Origin of the sequence: Bacillus sp. AFS012607 (assembly GCF_002558005.1) — a bacterium.
GTDB lineage: Bacteria > Bacillota > Bacilli > Bacillales > Bacillaceae_G > Bacillus_A > Bacillus_A thuringiensis_S.
The window spans coordinates 1-323 of record NZ_NTVM01000072.1 but is presented as its reverse complement, the minus strand read 5'-3'; the positions used below and the strand labels follow the sequence as shown (position 1 = coordinate 323).

Sequence of the window (323 nt, the reverse complement as noted above, 5' to 3'; positions counted from 1 at the left end):
GCATACATCGTTATTTTTTCCTCTGTTCCTTCTGCAATACATTTATCTGTTATGGCTAAAATCATGGCGTTACATAAGCTCATAGCGCAATCTTGCCAAAAAGGATCTTTAACACCTGGTTTATAATACAAAGTGTGTGAGAGTGTCTTACATAGTGCTTGCGCTGTTGAATAATCTCCATCTTTATAAGCATCTTTGACAAGCTGCAATAAGTTATAACTCATAGAATCAAGTGGAGTTAACAGGTTCAAAACTTCAATGTGATAGCCTCGTTCTTCCAGCGTTTCTTTCGATGCGCTGAATAATTCCCCCTTTGGATCATT

General features: G+C 37.5%; 1 protein-coding gene. It reads right to left on the bottom strand.

Annotated features, from left to right (window positions below; all coding sequences use genetic code 11):
* Positions 1-323 (bottom strand): type IV secretory system conjugative DNA transfer family protein (locus tag CN409_RS30705; RefSeq protein WP_170955843.1); only part of this gene is annotated, 323 nt, incomplete at both ends.